The sequence below is a fragment of the Paenibacillus sp. NPDC058174 genome (assembly GCF_042883865.1).
GTDB lineage: Bacteria > Bacillota > Bacilli > Paenibacillales > Paenibacillaceae > Pristimantibacillus.
The window spans coordinates 37,311-57,009 of the sequence record NZ_JBHVUY010000007.1; the positions used below are offsets into that span (position 1 = coordinate 37,311).

The 19,699-nt window shown below is 50.1% G+C and carries 15 protein-coding genes; 6 read left to right on the forward strand and 9 right to left on the reverse strand.

The window, feature by feature from the left end; translation table 11 throughout:
• Positions 1-37 precede the first annotated feature (37 nt).
• Both ACFVVF_RS24460 and ACFVVF_RS24465 read right to left on the reverse strand, forming a co-directional pair.
• Positions 38-2,962: an S-layer homology domain-containing protein gene (locus tag ACFVVF_RS24460; RefSeq protein ID WP_387815165.1), complete on the reverse strand. Its 2,925-nt coding sequence runs from the start codon at positions 2,960-2,962 to the stop codon at positions 38-40.
• A 111-nt stretch (positions 2,963-3,073) separates the two neighbouring features.
• Complete coding sequence (locus ACFVVF_RS24465; RefSeq protein WP_387815167.1) at positions 3,074-3,547, reverse strand: NEAT domain-containing protein; 474 nt, start codon at positions 3,545-3,547, stop codon at positions 3,074-3,076.
• Between the two features lie 590 nt (positions 3,548-4,137).
• Here ACFVVF_RS24465 and ACFVVF_RS24470 point away from each other — a divergent pair.
• From ACFVVF_RS24470 to ACFVVF_RS24480, 3 genes are all read left to right on the forward strand, one after another.
• Positions 4,138-5,151, forward strand: coding sequence for an ABC transporter substrate-binding protein (locus ACFVVF_RS24470; RefSeq protein WP_387815169.1), 1,014 nt, complete (start codon positions 4,138-4,140; stop codon positions 5,149-5,151).
• A gap of 105 nt (positions 5,152-5,256) precedes the next feature.
• The gene (locus ACFVVF_RS24475; protein ID WP_387815171.1) at positions 5,257-6,840 is read left to right on the forward strand and encodes a helix-turn-helix domain-containing protein; all 1,584 of its coding nucleotides are present in this window, start codon (positions 5,257-5,259) and stop codon (positions 6,838-6,840) included.
• Between the two features lie 145 nt (positions 6,841-6,985).
• Positions 6,986-7,156, forward strand: coding sequence for a mechanosensitive ion channel protein MscL (locus ACFVVF_RS24480; RefSeq protein ID WP_387815173.1), 171 nt, complete (start codon positions 6,986-6,988; stop codon positions 7,154-7,156).
• A gap of 70 nt (positions 7,157-7,226) precedes the next feature.
• Here ACFVVF_RS24480 and ACFVVF_RS24485 read toward each other — a convergent pair whose 3' ends face one another.
• Together ACFVVF_RS24485 and pyk are read right to left on the reverse strand one after the other, a co-directional pair.
• Positions 7,227-7,940: a M50 family metallopeptidase gene (locus ACFVVF_RS24485; RefSeq protein ID WP_387815175.1), complete on the reverse strand. Its 714-nt coding sequence runs from the start codon at positions 7,938-7,940 to the stop codon at positions 7,227-7,229.
• Positions 7,941-8,066: 126 nt separating this feature from the next.
• Positions 8,067-9,491 (reverse strand): pyruvate kinase, encoded by a 1,425-nt coding sequence (gene pyk, locus ACFVVF_RS24490; RefSeq protein ID WP_387815176.1) that lies wholly within the window; start codon positions 9,489-9,491, stop codon positions 8,067-8,069.
• Positions 9,492-9,610: 119 nt separating this feature from the next.
• On the opposite strand from pyk, the gene ACFVVF_RS24495 reads away from it, so the two are divergent.
• Both ACFVVF_RS24495 and ACFVVF_RS24500 read left to right on the forward strand, forming a co-directional pair.
• The gene (locus ACFVVF_RS24495) at positions 9,611-10,396 is read left to right on the forward strand and encodes a helix-turn-helix domain-containing protein (RefSeq protein WP_387815178.1); all 786 of its coding nucleotides are present in this window, start codon (positions 9,611-9,613) and stop codon (positions 10,394-10,396) included.
• 113 nt (positions 10,397-10,509) lie between these two features.
• Complete coding sequence (locus tag ACFVVF_RS24500) at positions 10,510-11,514, forward strand: iron-hydroxamate ABC transporter substrate-binding protein (protein WP_387815179.1); 1,005 nt, start codon at positions 10,510-10,512, stop codon at positions 11,512-11,514.
• A gap of 52 nt (positions 11,515-11,566) precedes the next feature.
• Here ACFVVF_RS24500 and ACFVVF_RS24505 read toward each other — a convergent pair whose 3' ends face one another.
• Together ACFVVF_RS24505 and ACFVVF_RS24510 are read right to left on the reverse strand one after the other, a co-directional pair.
• Complete coding sequence (locus ACFVVF_RS24505) at positions 11,567-13,750, reverse strand: alpha-galactosidase (protein ID WP_387815181.1); 2,184 nt, start codon at positions 13,748-13,750, stop codon at positions 11,567-11,569.
• Between the two features lie 22 nt (positions 13,751-13,772).
• Positions 13,773-14,783: a LacI family DNA-binding transcriptional regulator gene (locus tag ACFVVF_RS24510; RefSeq protein WP_387815183.1), complete on the reverse strand. Its 1,011-nt coding sequence runs from the start codon at positions 14,781-14,783 to the stop codon at positions 13,773-13,775.
• 254 nt (positions 14,784-15,037) lie between these two features.
• On the opposite strand from ACFVVF_RS24510, the gene ACFVVF_RS24515 reads away from it, so the two are divergent.
• Positions 15,038-15,694, forward strand: coding sequence for a hypothetical protein (locus tag ACFVVF_RS24515; RefSeq protein ID WP_387815184.1), 657 nt, complete (start codon positions 15,038-15,040; stop codon positions 15,692-15,694).
• A 996-nt stretch (positions 15,695-16,690) separates the two neighbouring features.
• Here ACFVVF_RS24515 and ACFVVF_RS24520 read toward each other — a convergent pair.
• Genes ACFVVF_RS24520 through ACFVVF_RS24530 form a run of 3 tightly spaced genes read right to left on the reverse strand, consistent with a single transcriptional unit; the run spans position 16,691 to position 19,682 of the window.
• On the reverse strand, positions 16,691-17,572 hold the full coding sequence (locus ACFVVF_RS24520; RefSeq protein WP_387815186.1) for an ABC transporter permease: 882 nt from the start codon (positions 17,570-17,572) through the stop codon (positions 16,691-16,693).
• Positions 17,569-18,543 (reverse strand): ABC transporter ATP-binding protein, encoded by a 975-nt coding sequence (locus ACFVVF_RS24525; protein ID WP_387815187.1) that lies wholly within the window; start codon positions 18,541-18,543, stop codon positions 17,569-17,571. Before ACFVVF_RS24525 ends, ACFVVF_RS24520 begins: the two co-directional genes overlap by 4 nt.
• A complete protein-coding gene (locus tag ACFVVF_RS24530; RefSeq protein WP_387815189.1) occupies positions 18,540-19,682 on the reverse strand; it encodes a hypothetical protein in 1,143 nt (380 codons plus the stop codon). The genes ACFVVF_RS24525 and ACFVVF_RS24530 overlap by 4 nt, the downstream gene beginning before the upstream one ends.
• Positions 19,683-19,699 lie beyond the last annotated feature (17 nt).

Below are 19,699 nucleotides of genomic sequence, written 5' to 3' on the forward strand. Positions count from 1 at the left end.
GCTGGCGCGTTCAAATGGCGCCAGCCTTTTGTTAGAGCTATTTTGCCGCTTGCCAGTCAAGCAGCTTCACTATCAATGCAATGACCTCCGCTCGTGTCGCGTTAGCTTGCGGATCCAAAGTATTGCCTGGCTTCCCTTCCAGCAGTCCTGCTTTAACAGCTGCTGCTGCCTCTTTAACGGCCCACTTCGGAATGCTGCTGTTATCGGCAAAAGCCGATGCTGATTCCGCTGACGTATCAAGCTTCGCAGCCCGTGCGATAATAACAGCCAGCTCCGCACGGCTTATGCTGCCGGAAGGCCGGAAGCTTCCATCGGCATAGCCTTGAATCAATTGCTGCTTCTGGACCGCTGAAGCATGGGAACTGGCCCAATCAGGAATTTGACCGTTGTCCGTGAAAGAGCTTGCTTCCTCCGCTTCTGTATCCAGCTTCAACGCTCTGCTCAGCATGACCGCGAACTCACCACGCGTAACCGGATTCTCAGGATGGAAGCTTCCATCACTGTAGCCCTTCACAATGCCAAGCGCTTCTGCACGTACAATTGCAGCCTCTGCCCAGTGCCCTTTCGTATCGGAAAAGGACTTAGCCGGCTCCCCGCTGTTTCCAGCGCCGGGGGATGGGCTAGAGCCAGGTTTTGCGCTTGGTGCAGGGCTGGAGCTTGGTACCGTGCCAGTCCCCGGGTTAGTTCCCGGACTTGGTGTCGGAGTCGGGCTCGGGGGCGAGCTTGAACCCGGAGTTGGTTCCGGACTCGGGCTAGTGCTTGGATGCGGGCTTGGTTCCGGGCTAGTACTCGGTATTGGACTTGGGCTTGGGCTTGGTGTCGGGCTTGGTGTCGGGCTTGGTGTCGGGCTTGGTGTTGGGCTTGGTGTTGGGCTCGGACTTGGCGCAGGCAGAGCGTCCTGCGTTGCAGTCGCCGAAGCCGGATCGAACTGAAGCCGAATCTGGTCTTCACCGCTGTAGTGATTTTCCGGCGACTCGATTTTCACCCAGCCGTCAATGACGGTCGTCAAATTAGGGATGGTAAAATAAACAACGCGGGTATTCGCTGCCGTATCTCTGAATAGCACCGGTACATTTTCCCCGTTAAGCTTGAAGCCCGTTATAACGGAATCCTGCTTGATCGTAAAATAAAACGTTTTGTCGTTCCCGACAACGTGAAGCATGCCTGGTGTAACAACAAATGTCTGCATGACAGAGGCATCCGGACTTCCCGCCTTCAGCACTTTGAAATCCACATAATAATTGCCGTCTGCGTGATCTGGAACTCTGGCGGCTTCAAACTGCTGAATAGCCGCTTCCAGTTTAGCGGACGCAGCATAAATATCTGCTCTTGCTGCAGCAGGGTGATCTGCCGTCAGCTTCACTTCGGTTATGACCGTTTGGAAGCTTTCTTTTGCCCCGGCGCCGTACTGTCCCGGCCGTGTTCCAGCTTCTGCTCCATCATGCAGCGCTTGAGCGGCCTCAACCGCTTGCTTCAACTGATGGGACAGCTCAACATTGAAGTTCAAGTACAGTGTCTTTTCAACCGCAGGCTGATCAGCCGTTTTGTATACGATAGGAAGCAATCCGTTCGTTGCATTCAGGTTTGTCGAATTCAGAATAAGCTGGCCTGTATATTCGTCCTTATCCGGACGGTTTGCAACCTCCCTGACCGTCTGTTTGGAACCGATACCGGTTCCATCGCTGAAGGCAGGATTATAAGTAGCGCTGTACCAATCCAGCGATACGAATTTTGACTTAAACTCGCTATAATTTTGGATCGTAATCCGCTCGTATATTTTTGCTCCCGAGATCACTTCGACCGTTTCTGGAACAAAATACGAGGCAAATTCGGACTCTGCCGCGTTAGACGAGCGGCTATCCAGCACAACAAATCGTCCTGTTCCTTGTGTGGCAACATTATCTGCAATTTCGACTAAATAGCTTTGCAGGTCTGACACTCTGCCGTTCACTTGCGCCTGTGAGGCTTGTACATTGTCCCGGTCCTGAATAGCAGCAGTTATGTACGTCTGCAGCTTGTTTCGGTAGCTCGTGCTAATTGGCGTATCGGGAATTTCTCCCCCGCTGACAATATATTTTCGAAGCGCATCTGTTGCACCTGTATAGGCAACCGGATCCGCAACCGCCGCTGCCCCGAACGGTTTGGATGCCGTATAGACAGACTGTGCCTCTGCAATGACATTGCGAAGCGCTGCTTTATCTACGACAATTTTAGAAGCTTTGACCTGCTCCACCTGTTTGCTAAGCTCGAAGAAAGCTTTCCCAAACTCCAATTCAGTAGCGTTTTCTTCAGCTGCAATTGCAGCTGCTTTTTGGATTGCGTTATGTAGCCCGATTTTCGTTCCAGCCGGATAATAGCCGTCTCCGGTTCCTTCTGTTATCGCATCATGAAGGCTTTTCGCTTCCGCAATAAGCGTATTCAGCTCCTCCACTGATACTGGACCGCCTTCTGTTCCCGGGCCAATTCCGCTAGCATCGAGCTTCAGCTGAACCGGATACCAATTGTCATATTGAATTTGCGGCGTTGAAATATAGACGTGAATGAGAATATCATACGTTTTAGACAAATCGTTAATGACATAGCTTGCAGTATTGGCATTGTGATCATTGCCGTAAGCCGATATGTAATTCTCTGCTCCGCTTATAAGCTTACCGCCGCTAATAACGGCTCGGGATGCTCCATCTTTCAAGATGCCGACGAATGGAATGTCCCCCTTCGCAACGATCTCATGCTGGAATGTGACCGTCCCGTTCTGCCCGATCAGCTTTCCGCTGCCCGCAACAGAATAATCTTGAAGCTTAGAGGGAGTTTGCTTTCCGTCTTCATAATAATAAAATCCTACCGGATATTCGCCATCTGCCAGTGGAGCGGCGGCAGCCGATACGCCAAATGGAGCGGCAAATGCCGTCTGTAATATAAACAAAAAGGCCATTACCGCAGCCAAGTTCCCCTTCAACTTCATCCCTTCCACATCCTTTTCATATAAATTAGATCAGCCAGCTAATAAGCTCCGACCAATCATGTAAAGAAGAAAAGGCCTGCCTGCAAGGCAAGCCTTTTCTCAAGATCAGCTTTACGCTTCGACTGCGCCAGCCGTGTTAAACAAGAGGCGTGCATCACGTGTATATTGGTAGCCATTCGGAGGATATACCGAGGACGGAATTTCTACGTAAATTTGAATATTAACGTAACTGTCAAGATCGTCAGTCGTGAACTGGAAGGCATAGTTGCCTGCCGTTGCTGGTGTTACGCTCGTTGCTTCCACATAGCCCGCGCCATTATTAACACGGAAGTTTTGGATGTAGCTGTCGCTAGTGAACTCTACCGTAACGGTAAAGGAATTGCCGTCGGCCACAACAACAGCAGGTGCTGCTATATAGCCGGATAACATCGATGGAGCGCTGCTGGTAGCTGAATAAGCCGCATACTCAATTTTGTAAGTTCCGTCATCAGGGAAGGTTGCCGCATAAGCAGGCGTGACAGCAGCAACAGCTACAACGATAAGAAGCATGAACATAACGAGATTTTTACGGAATTTGATTACCAATACAAACACTCTCCCTTAATCGTTTTTTGGATGAAGATTCTACTGCTTACAACGAAACAGCAACAATGAACGAACTTCACACTCCTTTCCTTGTAGACGCTGCAAACCGAAAGAGGAGAACGATACTTTAACGATAATGATAATTATTATCAATATAGATTCAAAAAAAAGGGTTTTGCTGGCAGCATTCTGCTTTGCCGGCATCACCAATCATTTTTGATATGTTTATGAAAATGAATATCATTATCAATATAGTCGTAAAAAAAAAGCTCCTCCAAGTTCAGTGTCCCTCATTGACAGCAAAAGCCTATACCCATAATTTGCTATCAACGACATCATTGTAATAGAGTCAGTTAAAAATTGTCAATACATTTTTTTGAAATTATTGTTGCGTACGGAATGGGAAATGATGAAGTTCTCGCTCATATGTACATCGCTTGATTAGTAAATGTGCATTGTAGATCCTTTGATTAAGAGGCTATAATAACCTCGGTCAGCTTGATTGATAATGAGAATCATTACATAGTTATTTAGTCAGCCCTCTATCATTCTCGCCACAGACAACAATCAGCATAGGAGTGGATTACGCAATGACAAGCTCGAAAAAAATGACAGCAATACTGGCAGCGATACTGCTTGTAGCCATGATAGGATTAAGCGGCTGTGCCGCAAACGGAGGTTCCAGCTCCAATGTGAATAACAGTCAGCCAACGCAAGACAATGGTACTACGGCTCCTGAGAGCAGCCCGGTGCCTGATGAAGGAGCAACGCGTACCGTGAAGGATCAATTTGGTGAAGTTACGGTGCCCGTCCATCCGCAAAAGGTTGCCGGCATCTACATGGAAGATTATTTAAAAGCGCTTGACGTTACCCCTGTTGTTCAATGGTTCCACCCGCTATGGGGGACACAAGAATATTTGAAATTGACTTCTCCTACATGGGATATTACAGGTGATATGGAGAAATTATTAGCTTATGAACCTGACCTGATCTTTGTTGACGGTGGAGCGGATGCAGCGAAGTATGAGCAATATTCCAAAGTCGCCCCTACTTACCGTATTCCTGATTCCGCCCTGCAAGATCCTCGCCTTATTCTGACAACGGTGGCTGATGTCCTGGGCATTCCAGAGAAAGCCGAACAGTTGCTCAGCGATTATGATAAGCAGGCAGCCGAGACCAAATCACTGCTGCACGAAAAAATTGGAGACGAAACGGTCGCCGTCCTGCGCATCAACATCAGTGATAAGTCGATTAATATTCTCGGTTACAAGAACAGGTTCATCGGGGCTACACTATACCATGATTTAGGGTTAAAAGCTCCGAAAATGGTCGAAGAGATGGAAGCCTTTATCGACTTGATCTCGATGGAAGCTATCCCCGATTTAAATGCCGACCACTTGATCATTCTCCCGTCTAACGGCAACTGGGAATCTCCAGAAAACCAAGAGGCGATCTCTAACTTGTTTGAAAGCCCGATCTGGAAGTCGGTTCCAGCCGTTAAAAACGGACATGTGTACAAAGTAGAGCGCTCCCATTGGCAAACCGGCGCTATTCTGGCCAATAAGCTGAAAATGGATGATCTTACTGCCATTTTCTCCAAATAACAATTATTCAAACGAAGCTCTTCAAGCAAATAAAAGCTTGAAGAGCTTCGCTTTTTCTTTTACACTATAACTATGATAATGATTCTCAGTTAGGTGGCGATTGGATTGACGCAGCAAGCGGCTATCGCATATTGCGCGATGAAAGAGATACGGCATGAGCCCTTGCAGGGTTTATATAACGATGAAGGTGAAGAAGAAAGCGTCTATACATTGCTCGTTATTACCGAGGGAAGCGGCAATGCCCGCCTCGCCCAAGACGGTATTCGTCTCGTCCGCGGAACTTGTCTGACTATCCCTCCCGGCTCGAAGCTTACTATTAAGCCGGAATGCAAAGGACTGCAGGGCTATATTATTTCCTTTCTATGGTCCGGCGTTCCCGGAACGTTAGCTTCTGCCAGCCCTGACGTTGATCCGTTCCCTTGTACGGGGGAAATGGCTTGCCTTCCCTTTTCACAGGCGCTAGAAAATATTGGAGCGATCTATAGCCATCGATTGCTTCGCGGACAATTGGAGCTTTTTCAAAATCAGATTCGATTTCAGCAGCTGCTGCTTTTTCTTCTCCAGCAGAACCAACAGCAAACGGCAGAGACCGACATTCGCGGCGGAATGGAGCAGTCCATCCGGTATTTGAAAGAGCATTACCGCGAACCCTTCACTGTCGATCAGCTTGCCGAACGGACGATGGTCAGCCGCTGGCGATATACAAGAATGTTCAAGGAGCTAACCGGGCAATTGCCGCTTGATTATGTGAATGGCATACGGATAGAGCGTTCCAAGCAACTGCTCCTTCAGACAGAAGATCGGCTGCATGCGATAGCGGAAACGGTCGGCTATAACAGCGAATACTATTTCAATCGGCGTTTTAAGCAAACGGTAGGCATTTCTCCTGGACAATATCGGAGGATTCATCGGGATGATTTGAAAATCTACGCTCCCTATATGGAAGATTTTCTATTGGCGCTCGGTATCAAACCCATTGCACAATGCTGGGACGCAAGATGGGGCAAGCAGGAATATTTGGGTCTGCAAGATGTCCCTGTGCTGGAGCCAACAAGTCTGTCTGATTTATCTGCATGCAAGCCAGACTTCATCATTCTAGATGGCGGCTATGAAAAATATCCGATTAGCATCCGCCAATTTGAGCACCTTGCCCCAACGTATCGTCTTCAGCACCCCGGCGAGAATTGGCGCGCCACTCTGCGGACTATGGCCGATTTTTTAGGTAAAGTGGAGCAAGCTGATCAAGTTATTGCTCAATATGAGAATAAAGCGAAAGCAGCAAGCTTACGTTTGCGACGCTCCGTTTCCGGGCAGTCTGTAGCCTGCGTAAGACTGTCTGCGTCTGGCATTTATCTATATGGGGGAGCGGATCTTGGGTATACAGGCTCTGTCTTGTATCGGGATCTGGATTTGAAGCCTCATCCGCTTGCAATCGAACTCTCAGAGCGAGCGTCACGGCTGGAAATGCTGACTGCGGAAAAACTGAAAGAGCTGGATGCTGAGCATCTCTTCGTCGTATACGATAAATACGAAGGATCTATTCCCGACCCGGATACGAACCCAATCTGGAGGTCACTGCCGGCAGTACAAGCAGGACGCGTATACGAGGTTGATTTCCTTACCTGGATGAATTATGGAGTCCTGTCTCATAGCAAAAAAATCGATGACGTTCTTCGTGCTCTAGCTTAATAAACGGAACAAAGTACGAACACTTCATCCTACTTCCATCATAGGCGCTTCTCCATCATGAAAGTTAACATTGTTCTAACGTTTATTAAATACGCCGCTAATACTGTCCCCTTATAGTAAAGACATCAAGGGAACAGGAGGTGAAATGAGCATGATCGTGTTCGATGTTGTCGTCGATGGTGAAGTGAAAGAAACGATAAAGCCGGTGAACCAGCGCTTGAAAGAAATTTATGCTTACGTACAGCAAGAAGCCGTTCGAGTACAAGAAAAATATAGCGGAAGCATTTACTTGAGCCGCAGAGTTGAATACAACTAAAGCAAAAAGATGACCCCACAACAGAGGCCATCTTTTTTTTGCCTATTTGAGCTTATTCAGTGCTGACCGTCTACAGGCGTAAGTTGCCATTTGCTTCTCCGCCGGCCGCCACCCGGTCGCGGAATCCCCGCTTGAACAGCAGCGATACGGAAAATCTGGCGCAAACAAGAGCGAAAGCAACAAAAAGCAGCGCCCATATAAAGCCTGGCAATATCGTTGCCCGGCTTAGATTAGCGGCATCGCCCGCAGCGCCAGGAGATGTAATCGACAGGCTTAAAATAACGAACGGGCTCAAAATCGACTCTACCAAACAAATGAACGCAATTAGCAAGTAATAGCCGTGCCGCAGCCATTGCGGGGCCATCGCCCCGATAACTCCTGTAATGACAGCAAAACCTGCGCACCACAGCATACCGTAGCCATTGCGAACGAACAGCGCAAGACCAATTGCCGCCAGCGCCGTAACGAGATAAAGGCCTGCCCGTTCATTCTTTCTCGCATACAGCCAGAACAGCAGCAGCGCGAACAGTGCAGCCCCTGTATAGCCGGCAAGCGAGATCGGAATCGACATCCACGATTCCGCATAGCTCGTATAGGTAACCCCGCTCTGATTCGCATATAAGTAAATATGATTGACCTGCCCCTTCAGCAGCAATGCCGCCAGCGCATGCCCGAGTTCATGAACCAGCGTATCAACATTGCGGAAAAAAGCAGAAAACGGAATAAACCTCGTTAAAATGACCGTAACCAAAACAACCGCAGCTGTCTGCAGCCAAGCCCGCATCGCAATCCCTCCAAACCTTCTTACCCTTTTTACTTCATTATGGCATATAAGGTTTCATCCGGCCTCGCAAAAGAAAAGAAAAACTGCGGCTCCCTCCTTTCAGGAAGTATGCCGCAGTTCATTTTATTAAACGCCGTATTGCTCGATTTTGATCAAATTAGTAGCGCCTGCACGGCCAGTTGGCGTTCCTGCTGTAATGACTACATAATCGCCTTTTTCCAGCAAGCCGGTTTTTCCGCCGTTGCTCAATGCGGTCTGGAAAATGCCGTCTGTCGATTCTGGTCTTTCCTCGCCTTTGACAGGGATAACGCCCCAGAGCAGTGCAAGCCGCTGCAGCACATTGTCATCCGTAGTGATGGCAACGATCGGCGATTTAGGACGGTACTTGGAAACCATACGCGCCGTAAAGCCGCTTTCCGTAGGCGTCAGTATCGCTTTCGCATTCAGTTCCAGCGACGAGCTCACTACTGCTTGGCTAATGACTTCAGTAGTCGTTGTCGGCTGCTCGGAGCTGCGCTGACGGAAGCCGTCCGCATAGTCCAGCATCGATTCTGCACGTACTGCAATGGATGCCATCGTACTGATCGATTGCACCGGATATTTGCCGGCAGCTGTCTCACCGGAGAGCATAATGCAATCCGTGCCTTGCAGGACAGCGTTAGCCACGTCGCTAACTTCCGCACGGGAAGGACGCGGGTTCACTTGCATCGAATCCAGCATATGCGTAGCTACGATAACCGGTTTGCCGGCCAGATTACACTTGGCAATCATCTCGCGCTGAATCATCGGCACTTCCTCTACCGGAATTTCAACGCCGAGGTCACCCCGCGCAACCATGATGCCGTCGGAAGCTTCAATGATCGCATCCAGATTGTCTACGCCTTCTTCGTTCTCGATCTTCGAAATAATTTGAATATGGCTTGCTCCGTTTGCCTGAAGCAGCTCGCGAATTTGCAGAATATCTTCAGCACGGCGTACGAAGGAAGGGGCGATAATATCGATGCCCTGCTCGATGCCGAAATGAATATGGCGAATGTCGCGTTCTGTTACGCCTGGCAGGGTTGTGCGGATACCCGGCAAATTGACGCCTTTTCTAGGCTTGATGACGCCGCCGTTCAAAATCGTGCAGTGGATTTCCGTTCCTTCAACGGACTGAACCTCAAGCTCGATCAAGCCGTCGTCCAGCAAAATCGTATCCCCAGATTTGATAACGAGCGGGAGCTCGCTGTAATTGACGTGAATCCGCTCACCGGTACCGAGAATATCTTCTGTCGTCAATGTCAGCGTCGAGCCTGTCTTCAGCTCGTAGGATGCTTCCTCCAGCTTGCCGATCCGAACCTCTGGTCCTTTAATATCAAGCAAAATCGGCACGATTGCGTTCGTTGCCTGTGCCGCTTCGCGAATGCGTTCAATTCTTCCTGCATGGTCTTCCAGCTCACCATGAGCCATATTCAGCCGTGCTACGTTCATTCCCGCTTGGATCATATCCTTCAGCACATCTGTCGAGTCGCAGGCCGGTCCCATCGTACATACGATTTTTGTTTTGCGCATTTTGTCGATTCCTCCCGAAAGAACATTGTCGTTAGTATTGTAGCGCTAATCTTTTCAACAGACTACGAAATATAGTACGCTATATGAAATATAGTACATTGACCGGAAGGAGCTTTCCCATGTTTCGATTTGTTCAAATTCGTCAGGACCGGGGGGTCGATTGGTTCGATGACGGGTCAAGGACACCTGGCGTATCTACGCTTGTACTAGCCAGCTATGGCAAATCCGTTTATTGGATCGAGCAGGAAAAGGTCATTTTGGACAAAGGAGAAGCCTTATATATTCCCGCCTGCCAAACCTATTACGGCAAGTGTATCCCGACTGTCTTTCATGAGAAGTACGTCATCGAATTTACCGGAGCGGATCAGCTTGCGGGGCTTCCGATTGCTCAAAGCGATACCTGGGTGAAAACGAAGCTTGGCATGTACGATTTATGCCTCGGACGAATTAAAACGGTCTATGCGGACTGGACCGACAAAGCACCCTATGCCGATATTCGCGGGCTGGCCGCATTAACCGAGTGGCTGGCCGTCTGGAACCGCGAGCTCGACGAGGGCACAAATTCTCCGGAAATTCACCAAAGCGTCGAGCGGATGAAGCAATATATCTCTGACTGCTACCAGCAAAAGATAACGAAGGAAGAGCTTGGCGACTATATTCATAAAAGCCCCAACTATGCCGCCACATTATTCCGCCGGGTAACCGGACAGACCATCAGCGAGTTTGTGCATGCTGCACGCATCAAGAAGGCGATCTACATGCTTGTTGACTCAACGCTCACCGTAGGCGAAATCGCCGAATTTGTCGGCTACAGCGACGTGTCTTATTTTCAAAGAATATTTAAGCGGGAGACGGGAACGACGCCAACAGAATATATGCGCGACAGACCTTCACCTACGGCCTAGCTTTTCAAATAATAACCGTTGACAATGATGGTGATAATCATTATCATCCTAGAGGGACAATGTATGATGTTGATACCTATGGTGATACTTATTTAATTGGGAGGCTCTACTTCATGTTTACTAGCAACCGTATAAAACCAGCTTCACTTCTTATACTTTTACTATCGCTCACCCTGCTTCTTGCAGCCTGCGGCGGCAATTCCAACAAAGGCGCTAACCAAAGCTCGAATAATACGAGCGGATCGCCTTCACCAGAGGCAAGCACTGAACCGGCAACCGAAAAAGTCGTAACCGATGCTGCCGGCAACAAAGTAACAATTCCGGCCAATCCGCAGCGGATTGTAGCTTCTTATTTGGAAGACCCGGTGCTTACCCTTGGCACTACGCCCGTTGCTCAATGGACTTACGGCGGAGGCGGCGTTCAGGACTATTTGCAGGATAAACTCGCTGGAGTACCTACGGTCGACGATGATATGCCGCCAGAGCAAGTAGCGAGCTTCGAGCCGGATTTGATTCTGGTCTCTTCTGAAGCAACCGCGCAGAAAGGGCTGTACGAGCAATATGCCAAAGTCGCGCCGACCTATGTTGTCGGTGACAAAGTAAGCAACAACTGGCGTGAAGCGCTGCGGACCATTGGCGGTCTGCTTGGCAAATCCGAGCAGGCGGAGCAAGCGATCAAGGACTATGAGCAAAAAGCGGCGGACAGCAAAGCCAAGCTGGCCGAAGCCATCGGCACGAAATCGGCGGCTATCCTATGGCTGACAAGCAAAAGCTTTTATCTCGTTGACGAAAAGGTATCAAGCGGTACTGTTCTCTACGACGACCTTGGCATGAAGCCTACGAATCTCGTGATCCAAATTCCAGAGGAATCACGCGGCAACTGGAGTCCGATCGCACTGGAAAAACTCGCTGAACTGGATGCCGATTATATTTTCCTCCTCAACAGCGATAAAAGCGCCGGCGATACCTCCGTTATTAATGGTCCGATCTGGAAAAGCATCCCTGCTGTAAAAGCTGGAAACGTAATTGAGCTCGATTCGAAAAGCAGTTGGCTATACAAAGGCAAACTGGCGAACGAAAGAATCATTGACGATGTCATGAAGGCACTGGTGAAATAAACAAAAACAAAAAGGCGTTTCGGGAGCTGCTCCCGAAACGCCTTTTATTCTTTTATGCTTTAGCTTTGAAGCGGTAAACTTTGCTCTCGAAATCGCCATGGAACTGAGGGAATGGCAGACCCGCGAACATCAGCTCATCGCCTCCGTACGCCTCTCCGCTCTCTTGAAGCGTGTAATCCAGTTCTGGATCAAGCCCTTTCAGAGTAAAGCGGTTAAGCGGGTGATACGGCTGGCGCAGCACGGTCATGAAGAATACCAGCGCTTCTTGTTTATCCTTGGACACGAACATCCAAGCTGTGTCATTGCCCTCGAATGGGCTTTTCAGCCGGTAGAAATCACCAAACTGCACGATGTGACGGACTTCCTTATAGAAGGCAACCTGATCCTTCACCACCGTTTTCTCATCTTCCGTGAACTTCGTCAGATCGAGCTCATAGCCGAAGTTGCCGGACAACGCGACATTGCCGCGGGTTTCAAGCGGAGTCGAACGGCCAACCTGATGATTCGGAACGGCAGATACGTGCGCGCCCATCGAGCTGATCGGATAAACGAGACTTGTGCCGTATTGGATTTTCAGACGGCAGACGGCATCTGTGTTGTCACTCGTCCATGTTTGCGGCATGTAGTAGAGCATGCCCGGATCAAAACGTCCGCCGCCGCCGGAGCAGCTTTCGAACAAAATGTCAGGGAATGCCGAAGTAATTCGCTCCATCACTTCATACAGACCCAGCATGTAGCGATGCGCAGTCTCCCGCTGGCGTTCTGCAGGCAGCAGAGCAGAGCCAATCTCCGTCATATTGCGGTTCATATCCCACTTCACATACGTAATCGGCGCGCTTGCAAGTACAGCAGACACTGTCTCAACGATGTAATTCCGTACATCGGCACGGGACAGGTCAAGCACCAGTTGCTGGCGTGCAGTCGTTCTTGTGCGACCTTCAACGTGCAGGCACCAGTCTGGATGAGCACGATACAGCTCGCTCTCCGGCGAAATCATCTCTGGCTCGAACCATAGCCCGAATTGCATATCGAGGTTGCGCACGCGTTGTACCAAATCTTCAAGGCCGTTAGGCAGCTTCCGGCGATCGACGAACCAGTCGCCCAGCGAGCTTCTGTCGTTATCCCGTTTGCCGAACCAGCCGTCATCAAGTACGAACAGCTCAAGCCCCAGCTCTTGGCCGGCTTTCGCAATCGCTTCGATTTTGTCTGCCGTAAAATCAAAGTAAGTCGCTTCCCAGTTGTTGATCAGAATCGGACGGCTTTGATCGCGGAATTTGCCGCGCGTTAGGCGTTCGCGATACAGGTCATGGAAGGAGCGCGACATGCCGCCAAGTCCTTCAGAGGAATGCACGAGCACAACCTCAGGCGCTTGGAATTGCTCACCCGGCTCCAGAAGCCAGTTGAAGTCAAATGGATTGATGCCCATGAACAACCGGGACGTGTGGAACTGGCTAACCTCAACCCCAGCTGTAAAGCTGCCGCTGTAGACCAGATTCACACCGTAAACTTCGCCATGATCTTCATCGGCGCCTTCGCCAAGTAGGGCGATAAACGAATTTTGCATCGAGCTGCTTGAGCCTCTGCGGCTCTCAATGGATTGCATGCCCGGCACCAGCTTGCGGCGGTGAATGTAACGCTCGCGCGCCCAAGCCCCCGACAGCTGAAGCATCTCATACTCATCATTTGCAAAGTCAAGACTCATGCTCAAAGCGCGCAATACTTTCAGATCAGCAGTGCCGTTATTGATCAGTCTAGCAGAGCGTGTAATTGCGTTGTAGTTCTCAAATACCGTATATGTCAGCACAACGGTCAATCCCGACAGCGCATCCTTCAGCGTAATTTCCAGCGTTTCCGCTTCCTCATCGCTCTCCGTGTAGACCGCAGGCAGTCCTGCCAATTGCGGTTTGCCCTTGCGGATTTCATGCGATTCGTAACGGAGATCCGATACAGTCGTGCCGTTTGTCAGCTGTACTTGGTAAGCTGGCGAGCGGAAGTCGGAGTTGCCGAAGGCCGGATACTCATGCGGCAGTGTATCCAGTGAAAATTCCGGATCGGTCGTCGGGCTGAACGACGAGCGTTCTTTCAGCTCCAGCAGCCGTTCCAGACGGCTGCCGCGAACGCGGCGGCCCCAGTAAAGATGCGCAGGATAACCGCCTCTTACGATTTTGATCACATAGCTCGTGTCGCGAGATTGCAGATGAAAAATTTGTTGCTGTGCATCAAATTGAATTCCCATGTTGTAAGCCTCCCAGGTCGTATTAACTATTTGCAGCTATACCGCCGCAGCTTTCACGAATAATAAGCTTCGTTTCAATCGTAACTTCCATCGATGCCTCACGGCCCTCGATTCGCTCCATCAGCAGTTGAACAGCCGTTTTGCCCATTTGTTCGGTATAGGCTTTCACCGTGGACAACGGCGGACTGAGAAAAGCAGACATCTCGATATCGTCAAAACCGACGATCGCCATTTCGTTTGGAATATCTACGCTATGCTCATGCAGAGCTCGCAAAGCGCCAACGGCCATCGGATCACTCCCGATAAAGCAAGCGGTCGGCCGGTTTTTTTGCAGCAGCAGCGCTTTCATTTGCTCGTAGCCGCCATTCGTCGACCAATCCCCTGCATGCAGAATCAGCTCTTCCTTAAGAAGTCCTACCTTCGCCAAACGTTCCTTGAAATGCCTGGTTCTTGGATCGAAGCCTTCGTCGCTGTCACCGCCGATATAAGCAATCGTCTCGTGCCCCAAATGCAGCAAATGATCAACCACACTATTGACGGCTTGCCGGAAATTGAGATGCACAGAGTCATAATCACTCAATTGCTCCCAATTATCGACCAGTACAACCCGGTCCGTATGGCCAATGAGATGGATGATGGTCTCCTGAGCAATCGTGCCTACCGCGATAAGTCCGCTAAGCTGATGTCCCGGTTGAAGCTCCATGCCGCTGTTCAGCCGCCATACTTTTCCGATGGATAAACCAAGCTCCTCGCAGCGGCTTTCGATGCCGCGCCGGATGGAAGCGAAGTAAGGATCACTGCTTTCCTCCTCGACCGACAACGAGAGCAGCAAACCGATTTGCTGGTTTGCGACGAGTCCCTCCTGCTTCAAGCGCTTAAGCCGGGTCGGCTTGTACTGCAGCTCCTCGGCTGCCGCGAAAATCCGCGCCCGCGTCGCATCGCTGACTGCCATGGAGGCGTCGTTGTTCAATACGCGAGATACTGTTGCGGAGGAGACGCCGGCCTTTTCGGCGATTTGTTTGATCGTAGCCATCGCATCACCATTTCAAAGTAGTTTCCGTTCATCCGCTCCTATAGCAGCAGAGGTTTTTGCTTCCGTTTTGCTGTTTGAAAACATAAGACTATTAGTTTTAGTTAATAAATTTACTAAATCACATTATTAATTGTATCAAATATCGGCCGATTCCTGCAACTATTAGACTAAAATAGGCTGCCTATGTTGCAACAATAACGTCTTTGATACGTCTTTGTGGTTAAACTAACTTTAGAGAGTGGAGGGTTTCATTGATGAAAAAAATGCTGGCACAGTTTATGCTGCTGTTTATCTTTGTTGTCGCTTCCGCCGCATGTTCAGCCGGTCATGACGGGGAAGGGACGAGTGCACTGCCACTCAGCTCGCCGCCAGTTGTTCAACCCCCTGCTGCAACGCCGACGCCTGAATTACAGCCAGCCACTGCCAAGCAAACTGCTGAAGCTATTATTACCGCTTTGAAAAATAAAGATCATCAAGCTCTCGTTTCGTACATTCATCCGGATAAGGGGGTTCTTTTTTCTCCCTATGCCCATATTGATACTGCGAGCGCCAAAGTGTTTAATGCGGATGAGCTTCCACAGCTTGATGATTCTACCGTTTACTATTGGGGAGATTACGACGGCTCCGGTGAAGCGATCTCTTTAACTTACGGCCGCTATTACGATAAATTTGTATATGACCAGGATTTTGCCGCGGCTGAAACGGTCAACATAGACACTATCGTCGGCAAGGGCAACTCACTAATCAACATCGAGGAAGTTTTCCCGGGCAGCACAACGGTGGAATATCACTTCAGCGGCTTTGACCCGCAATATGAAGGCATGGACTGGGAAAGCTTGATTTTAGTTTTAGAGCTGGATGGCTCAGACTGGCATCTGAGCGCCATCGTCCATTCTAGTTGGACGATTTAGGTAAACGTTGTGGCCGTAGGTGGTAATAGCGAAGCTGGTTCGCTTTTTTGCGAAGGCAATTTCGCTGCGGGGCGGGCTAAGACTAGTTAGTTGGCGGACAGCGAACTTAGTTTCGCTTTTCGTGAACCAAGGTTCGCCAGTAGCGAAATTTGGTTCGTTGTAGACATACAGTTGGCGGACGGCGGGCTCTACTGCGAATTTGGCTTCGCTATTTTGCGAAGCTGGTTCGCTCGGGCGACTTCCGGGCTAACTGAAGCTAGGGCTAAGGCTTGGGTTTATTGCTCCGGCAGTAGGCTTCACGCTACAATCATGCGCTACAACGAAGCGGATTCGCTTTTTTGCGAAGGCAATTTCGCTGCAGCGGCGGGCTAAGACTAGTTAGTTGGCGGACAGCGAACTTAGTTTCGCTATTCGTGAACCAAGGTTCGCGAATAGCGAAATTTGGTTCGTTGTAGGTATACAGTTGGCGGACGACGGGCTCTTTTGCGAATATAGCTTCGCTATTTTGCGAAGCTGGTTCGTTCGGGCGACTTCCGGGCTAACTGAAGCTCGGGCTAAGGCTTGGGTTTATTGCTCCCGCGGTAGGCTTCACGCTACAATCATGGGCTACAGCGAATCGGATTCGCTAATTTACGAAGGTAATTTCGCTGCGGGGCGGGCTAAGACTAGTTAGTTGGCGGACAGCGAACTTAGTTTCGCTTTTCGTGAACCAAGGGTCGCCAGTAGCGAAATTTGGTTCGTTGTAGACATACAGTTGGCGATCGGCGGGCTCTACTGCGAATATGGCTTCGCTATTTTGCGAAGCTGGTTCGTTCGGGCGACCTCCGAGCTCGCTAAAGCTCAGGCTAGCGTTTATTGCACCCGCAGTGGGCTTTCCGCTACAATCATGCGCTACAGCGAAGCTGGTTCGTTCAAGACGCGGAATACGAAAATGTGCAAACGTGCAAAAACAAAAGGAGTGCAGGCCGTCACCCGGCCTGCACTCCCCATAACAACTTAAAAATCTTTGCGCTGGATGACCAGCAGCCCTGCGAGCAGTACAACTAGTGTGTACACCGCGGAATAGACCAGAAATTCGTTGGATGGCGGATTTGTCACTGTGAACAGCATCATGAAGCTGGTGCTGTGCAGCGAGCTCGCAAATTCGTTGATCGAGAACATCTCCGCCAGCATCCGCTGCTGGATCGAGTCGGCAGGCATGACGAGCGTAATGAGCCCTGTTATCGTCGACAGCGATTTAACACCCTCTTCGCTAATTTGGCCAGTGTCAGCCACCCTGGCAATCATACTGCCCAGCCAGCCCATTCCGAACAGCATCGTCATCGCTACACCATTGCCTAACGCACTGAGCCAGCAGGATCCCAGCATCGTCAGAGATATTAGCAGCGGCACAACAGAAACGAACAGCAGCAACGCTTTGAACAGCACGGACATCTCCAAATGGATGCCCGTCTGCAGCCAAGTCACGAGCTGAATCGCAATGAACAGCAGCAGCGCGTACACGATTCCAAATACGTTAAAACCGAACCATTTTCCCAAATACCATTTCCAGCGCGGAAGCGGTCTGGCCAGCACAGACTGCAGGACACCATGCTCTGCTTCTCCAGAAACGGCAGCAACAGAGCTGAATATCGCCAAAAACGCTATGGCGAATGCGCCGAAAAAATACCCGAGAGATAAAATAATTGCGCCATTGCGAAAGCGTTCGAACAACTGGCCAAAGGAGGAAAACTCATTGGCATCGGGCGTTTTGTCGCCGATAATCGAATCCGATACGAACCAGAAAGCGATCATAAACAGGGCGGTCATAATAATGGTCATGAGCGTAACCCGCTTCCGCAGCATTTCCTTGAGCGTAAGCTTCCATACTGCGTTCATCGGCGTTCCCCCCTATGCTCCAGCCCCGATACGGATTTCAGGAACCACTGATCCAAACGTGATGAAGCCTTCTTCGATTCATACAGCGTCAGCCCTTGTTCAATCAGCCGAAAATGGAGCAAGCCAATCTGCTCTTCGTTTTCCGCCGAGGTCTCAAGCCAGACGACGCCATCCTCCAGCACTTCCTCAGCTTCAGCTTCACTCCCGCTTACGAATCCAACGGAAAGTCCTGTCGACTCACACAGCCAGTCCAGAACAAAAGGTGTAAATCCGCCTACTTTAAGCAGCCATTTGTTTCGGGAGTGAAGCACATCGCTCAAGGTGCCGTTAGCCAAAATTGAACCGTTGTTCAGCAAAGCGATTCGGTCGCACATCTGCTCAACGTCCTCCAGCAAATGCGAATTTAGAAAAATCGTCTTCCCCCTGCCGCGCAGCCGGATCAATAGCTCCCTGACCTCGTACCGGCCAACGGGATCAAGCGCCGAAGCCGGTTCGTCCAAGAACACGATGTCAGGGTCCGCAAGCAATGCGCATGCCAGCCCTAGACGCTGCTGCATGCCTTTGGAATATCCTTTAATCCGGTCTCTGCCCCGGCTGCCGATTCCCACTTCATCCAGCAAGGAAAAAATACGCTGCTTCGCCGTGACGCGGTCCAGTCCGCATAATTGGGCATGAAAGTGAAGCGCTTCTTCGCCTGTGAGCCAGCCCGGATATCGGAACAGCTCCGGCAAGTAGCCGATTCTTCCTCTAGCTTCAACGCTTCCGGCTGTCATGCCGAATATGCGGGCTTCTCCGGAGGTCGGCTTAATCAAGCCGACAAGCATTTTGACAAGCGTGCTCTTTCCTGCTCCGTTAGGTCCCAGAAAACCAAATGCCTCTCCCGCTTCAATGCGAAGGGAGACGCCGCGAATGCCGCGGCCGTCCCCATAGTCCTTCGTTAATTGTTTCGTTTCAATTGCAGCACTTGTCATGGATGAGTCAGCTCCGTTATCAGCTCAATAACCGCAGACCGGTCATCGCCATAGCCTTCAAAGTAGGCGCCGACTCTTTTCCCGTCAGCCAGCCACAATGCGCTCCAGGTTGCTTTCTCTTCATTGCGCTGGAACTTTTCCAGATAAACGTTCTGACCATTGATCGTAAATTGCTCCATCTTGCCGTTTGAGACAATTGGGAAAGGAATTTGGCCCTCTTCCAGCCTCGAGGTGTTTACGATGGCATCTCGTATATAGTCCGGCAATACCGGGAGCCGCACCACGGCATCAAACGCCTCCTGTGCGTCGATGCTCGGATCAATATCGATCGTCGGCGCATCCATATAGCTGAGGCTAACCGAACGGCCTTCACCCGACTTAGAGCCCGTAACCTCTTTGTAATACACATTTAAAGCGCGGCCGATCTTAAGGTTCAACGGTTTTCCGTCGACGGATTCCGGCAGCAGTTTTGTCGCACCCAGCTTTTTCATCGTTTTATTTATCTCTTCGACGTTCAGCTTCAGCGTATAGACTGAGTTATGATTGGAACCTTTCGTTATTTCGGTTTGTTCACCTAGCTTCAGCTTGGGCACAACTACCCCGAATTGCTGCAAAATTTGGCTGTCGGTTATATCGCTGTTATACTCGGTCGTTTTACTCGAGACAAAATCGCCGAAACGGGTGCTCACATTTGCATCGCGATAAAAAATTTGCGCCAACTGTTCCAAATCATTTTCCTGTACGACGACGACTTCATTCATTTTGAACTGATTAAGCAGCGCAGCCAGTGCCTGATTGGTCGTTGGAATGGCGATCATAATCGCAATAGCTGCAGCCGCGCCGGACATTCCGATTTTCAGAGCATGCCGCTTCAGCCATCTGATGCTGCCTGACGGTCTATTACCGGTAATAGAAGGGATTTCTGCTGCAGCCAAATCACTGCTTTCGACGTTTGTATGGCCTATAGCCACTGCAGCCGTTCGTTCGTTACCAGTCTCCGAGCTTATTTCCTGACCAGCCGCCCATTGTGCCCATAGCGGCGACTGCTCTTCTCCTGCCAATCTTGCCTCCAGACGGGCCCAAGCCTCTTCTTTCTGACGCCGCTCATCTGCAGTCAACTTGTCATCCTTCATGGTCATCTCGCTAACCTCCTATT